General features: G+C 41.2%; 5 protein-coding genes and 1 pseudogene. All 6 read left to right on the top strand.

Annotation, left to right across the window (positions count from 1 at the left end; all coding sequences use genetic code 11):
* Positions 1-309 (top strand): annotated as a pseudogene (locus Q0O89_RS10255) (hypothetical protein); the annotation flags it as partial.
* 194 nt (positions 310-503) lie between these two features.
* On the top strand, positions 504-1,274 hold the full coding sequence (locus Q0O89_RS10260; protein ID WP_293731598.1) for a TIGR03759 family integrating conjugative element protein: 771 nt from the start codon (positions 504-506) through the stop codon (positions 1,272-1,274).
* Positions 1,253-2,047 carry a transglycosylase SLT domain-containing protein gene (locus tag Q0O89_RS10265; protein WP_135710976.1) on the top strand — a complete coding sequence of 265 codons (795 nt, stop codon included), beginning with the start codon at positions 1,253-1,255 and terminating at the stop codon, positions 2,045-2,047. The genes Q0O89_RS10260 and Q0O89_RS10265 overlap by 22 nt, the downstream gene beginning before the upstream one ends.
* Positions 2,048-2,097: 50 nt before the next feature.
* Positions 2,098-2,622 carry an integrating conjugative element protein gene (locus tag Q0O89_RS10270; RefSeq protein ID WP_273405763.1) on the top strand — a complete coding sequence of 175 codons (525 nt, stop codon included), beginning with the start codon at positions 2,098-2,100 and terminating at the stop codon, positions 2,620-2,622.
* On the top strand, positions 2,619-4,751 hold the full coding sequence (gene traD / locus Q0O89_RS10275) for a type IV conjugative transfer system coupling protein TraD (protein WP_293731599.1): 2,133 nt from the start codon (positions 2,619-2,621) through the stop codon (positions 4,749-4,751). Before Q0O89_RS10270 ends, traD begins: the two co-directional genes overlap by 4 nt.
* Positions 4,752-4,772: 21 nt before the next feature.
* On the top strand, positions 4,773-5,176 hold a 404-nt coding region (locus Q0O89_RS10280), incomplete at its 3' end, for a DUF4400 domain-containing protein (protein ID WP_293731600.1).

Here is a 5,176-nt window from a genome sequence, read left to right on the forward strand (position 1 = left end):
GGTAAAGGTAAAAATATTTCCTATTCACAAAATGTGCGTCAAGGGATTGAAGCCGCTTTAAAACATACCGGTTTTAGTTTATGTGCTTCTCCTGAGAGTAGCGTTAGCGGTTTATTCAATCGTCCATTGCCGAAAGTGCATTATAGCTTTGGTCCGATGAAATTACGTGATGCGTTAGAAATGCTCGTAGGTGAAGCTTATACCTTGAAGGTGAATTACGAAACACGAGATGTTTGTTTTGAACGCCGATTCGACATTCCGAAGAAAATGACACCGCCTGTACAAGTAGAAAGCAACTCCGCCTTATAACAATAAGAAATACCAACCTCAATGTGGTCATCGTCATGATGGCCTTTTTTTGTTTTTGTCGCTTTTTTAATGACAGATTTTTTTTTGGGGGAAATTGTTTTATTTCTCAATTTAGTTTTTCATTAAATTTTTTTTTGCCTTTTGGCATAGTCTGAAAAATTGTTGCATCAACAGTCAATGAAATGGAGAAAATAATGAAATCTCGTATCACAATTCTAATTACTACAGCACTGGCTATTTCGTCTGTCTATGCTGTTCCTAATCAAACGATAAATAGTGCAAATTTACCGTCACTTCAGCAAGCTGAACAGCAGAAAAATACTGTTGAAAAAGCCTTGGGACAGAATACAACCAATCAACTTAAACTATCCGAAAGTCCTTGGCTTGACTGGGGATTAACGCAAGAAGAATGGTCTCAATATCAGCAACTGAAAGCAGGTTCTCGTGGCATTTGGACGCCTAATCTCGATCCATTAACGATGCTCGGTATTGAAGCAAAAACAGAGCAAGAGCGTGCTCATTTCGCGGAATTATTGGCTAAAAAAGAATATCAACGTGTAGAAAAAGAAATCGCTTTCCAAATTGCCTATAACCGCGCGTTTGAACGGCTCTACCCTAACCAATTGCCATTCTCTAATGACGGTAATGCCGGCACACCTGTTTCTGCCGTCAGTCGCGTGATTTATTTTACTAAACTGGATTGTGATGAGTGTAATAAGAATGTTGGACGCTTATTGAATATTGTTGGCGATAAACCGATTGATATTTACTTCTTGGATTCAATGAAAGATGACAATAAAATTCGTGATTGGGCGGTGAAATATCAAATTGATATTGAGAAGGTTCGTCATCGCCAAATTACCTTAAACCATGATTCAGGTTATTGGCTGAAATATGGGCAAGGTAAGATGCCTGTTGCCTTTCAAATTAGCGGAGACAATCAATGGAAAATACTGCGCTATTAAACTATCGAACACTGCTACAGGGACTTGTGGGATTGGGTATTTGTATTTTGGGGCAGGATGTTGGGGCAAGAACGCATACAGTACCGCCTGCGTTTAGAGAAATTGCGCAGACACATCAAGTCCCCCCGACTATTTTATATGCGGTTGCCATGAATGAGAGTAAAACCAAGCTTGCTTCAGCGAATGTTAAACCTTGGCCATGGTCGATCAATGTGGCAGGAAAAGGCTACCAATATGCCAGTAAGTTAGAAGCGTGCCAAGCCTTTCATCGCTTTGCCAAACGTTATCCCTTAAAAAATATTGATATTGGCATTGCGCAAGTGAATGTAGGTTGGAATGGAAAACGCTTCTTCCGTTCAACCTGTGATGGATTTGAACCCTACACCAATTTGCATGCGGCATCCATTATTCTCAGTGAATGTCATCAAAAGCATCAAAACTGGATTGCCGCGACCGGGTGCTATCATCATCCGGCAGGTGGTCAACCTGCCGAAAAGTATAAGTCAGGGATTCGCGCAAACTTAAAGCAAATCCGTGGTATCGATCATTCACCATCAGGTTTGGACAATGCCATTGAAACCGCGCGAATTCAGTTGCAGGACAGTAAAAAGTCAATGACTACGACATCTAAAATACGCCCATCTCGAAGTGTATCAGTCACATCACCCGGTGTTCGTTTGGTATCAGATAGCCCTGTGAATTGGATTCAACCTGTCACAACGGCAGAGAATATTACCTGGGTTACACCATTATCTGTCTCAAAAAACAATTAATGGTCAATATTGTATCTACGTTTAATTAATCTCATCGTGAAATAGAATCAATGAAACATCAAAACAAAAATCGAAAAACGTCTCTACTCTCGCTTATTATGAGCCTGTGTAGCCTATCTGCCATCGCACAACCGACAGTCATTGCAGATTTAGGGGGAGAAAGTGCGGTTCGTTTTTATGAACCTATTCAGCCTGTACATTCGCCTGAAGCTCCAAAGCATCATAATGCCGTACCGAGTCAACTTTCTGAAGCGCAATTGCTTCCTGTGGTTTCTCATAAATTTTCAGTCGGTAAAGTCAATGCCCAAGCGATGAATTTACCCGGCATATACCCCTTTTTTCTTGTCGGCTATGATGATGTATCCATGGATTGGTTGAATGCCAATCGCGACAAACTGATTAAACTACAAGCAACAGGTTTGGTCATTAATGTAAAGACTGAAGCAGAATTACAAGCGTTACGCGATATTTTACCTGAGCTTACATTCATGCCGGCCCCGGCGGACAGCTTAAGTGAACGGCTGGGGATTCAGCATTATCCCTTATTATTAACATCGGAAGGTATTTATCAATGAGTAATAAGTATTTAATGGAAGCCTTGCTGCGTCCCCCCGTTGAGTTTTATACCACGGCAATTTGTATTGTTGCCATTATTTTTTGTACGTTAATGCCATGGGCAATTGCCTTGCAACCTACGGTGGGATTGGGCTTAGCCTGTGGGTTTGCATGGTTAGGGATTAAACGTGGCTTAGAAGGCTGGAAAATTGTGAAATATCACCGCAATTTGAAACGCTTACCAACCTACGCGCTAACCAGTAAACAAATTCCTGTGGGGAAAAAATTTTTGTTCCTTGGGAAAGGCTTTCAGTGGGGACAAAAGCATACTCAGCGGTTGCATGATTGTTTTCAACAAAATGCAGAAAAGTATATTCGCCCATCAAAATGTTTTGTGGCTGTTCGTGAATTTGAAAAGAAATATGAAAATAGCTTTATTGCGAAATTAACATCAAAAGACAGCCCCTTTAATCCATTTCGTCCTTTACCACCGGTAGAAGGGATTCCTGCTATTCATGGTATTGAACTTGATGAAGTTAATGTGACCGTACCACTCAGTAGCCGTGTGGGGCATATGTTGGTCTTAGGCACAACACGTGTAGGAAAAACGCGATTAGCTGAGTTGTTGGTCACACAAGATATTCATCGTGGTAAAACCTTTAATGAGCGTGAAGTGGTTGTTTTCTTCGACCCTAAAGGGGATGCTGATATTCTGAAGCGGATGTACGCCGAAGCGAAACGCGCCGGACGCGACAACGAGTTTTATGTGTTCCATTTAGGTTGGCCTGATATTTCTGCACGCTACAACGCGGTTGGACGTTTTAACAAGATCACGGAAGTGGCAGGACGTATTTCTGGACAGCTAAGCGGTTCAGGCAATAGCGCGGCATTTAAAGAATTTGCTTGGCGATTTGTCAATATTATTGCCCGCGCTTTAGTGGAACTGGGTCGCCGTCCTAATTATGAGCAAATCGCGCGATATGTTCGTAGTATTGATTCGTTATTCTTAGATTACGCGGAATTCTATTTTGACCGTCAAGATAAGAAAATTTGGGCAATGATTGCGGAAGCATCCACAAAAATCGATCAAAAAAACTTATCCCTTGCCATGAAAGGGCGTAATGAAATGGTTGTCGCAGTCGATCAGTATATTCGAGATAATCAAGTCTTTGACCCTGTCCTTGATGGTTTATGCAGTGCAGTGCGATATGATAAAACTTACTTTGATAAGATTGTTGCCTCATTATTACCACTATTAGAAAAACTGACATCAGGAAAAATCGCTGAGCTTTTGTCACCTGATTACTCTGATATTCTTGATCCACGTCCTATTTTTGACTGGGAAGAAGTTATTCGTAAGCGTGGGATTGTTTATATCGGCTTGGATGCCTTATCCGATTTAACCGTGGCGGCTGCAGTAGGAAATTCAATGTTTGCGGATTTGGTTTCGATGGCAGGGCATATTTATAAATTTGGTATTGATGATGGCTTACCACAATCACCGAATGCCAAACCAAGTAAAATCTCTATCAACGTCCACTGTGATGAATTCAATGAGTTGATTGGGGATGAGTTTATTCCGCTCATCAATAAAGGCGGCGGTGCAGGCGTGCAGGTTACGGCTTATACACAGACGATTTCTGATATTAAAGCACGAATTGGTGATGCGGCTAAGGCAGGTCAGATTGTGGGTAACTTTAACTCAATGGTTATGTTACGTGTGAAAGAGCAAGCGACAGCGGAAGTCTTAACGAAAAATTTACATGAAGTGACTATTTTAGAAAGCATGGCGATTTCAAGTGTGACGGACAGCAATGACCCAAATTCAGATAAAGACTTTGGTTCTAACACAGGTGACCGTGTAACCGCAAAACAAAAACCGATGCTTTCGCCAGCCGATATTACAAACTTACCCAAAGGTCAAGCCTTTGCGCTGATTGAAGGGAGTCAGTTATGGAAAATTAGAATGCCATTACCCATTGAAGATAAGGACGATATGATGCCTGCTAATCTCCAACAATTGGCTCAATCTATGCGTGAAAATTACCGAACCACTGAAACTTGGTGGGAGGGGGTGAATGCTTATCAACCGAATAAAGAAGTAGTCGATGCCTTTGAATCACTCTCTCAAACAACGATGCCAGTATAACATTAAGTAGGTAATCAAATTATGGCAACAGAAGAAACACCACAAGTACAACAGGCAAAACGAAGCTCATCTAAATTAAATCCCTTTTCGTTAATCGGGATTTTATTAGGATCGCTTCTTTTTAGTATTATCGTTGAATGGATAGGTATTGCATTCTTTTGGACAGCAGAAGGCGCAATGCACAGTAAACAAGTGATGATGGATGAATTTAGTTGGTTTTCTACGGACTTTCAACAAAGTTTGATTTATAGCCAGCCTGTTCATTTTGCCGAATGGGCAATCTCGTCACTTCACCATTGGTTATTTGTTAAAACAGGGATTCAAGCGTGGCTTGCGCATCCAACGGAGTCTAATTGGAGCGCGTACATTTATTATCATGTGCGTGATTATGTGGAAGCGTCACTGTATGTGCTGATCACCTTTAT

The organism is uncultured Actinobacillus sp. (assembly GCF_945915845.1).
Classification (GTDB): Bacteria; Pseudomonadota; Gammaproteobacteria; order Enterobacterales; family Pasteurellaceae; genus Exercitatus.

Bases quoted from the DNA above. Each gene is read 5' to 3' on its own strand.
- Q0O89_RS10260 (WP_293731598.1), top strand. From the start codon at position 504: ATGAAATCTCGTATCACAATTCTAATTACTACAGCACTGGCTATTTCG.
- Q0O89_RS10265 (WP_135710976.1), top strand. From the start codon at position 1,253: ATGGAAAATACTGCGCTATTAAACTATCGAACACTGCTACAGGGACTT.
- Q0O89_RS10270 (WP_273405763.1), top strand. From the start codon at position 2,098: ATGAAACATCAAAACAAAAATCGAAAAACGTCTCTACTCTCGCTTATT.
- traD (WP_293731599.1), top strand. From the start codon at position 2,619: ATGAGTAATAAGTATTTAATGGAAGCCTTGCTGCGTCCCCCCGTTGAG.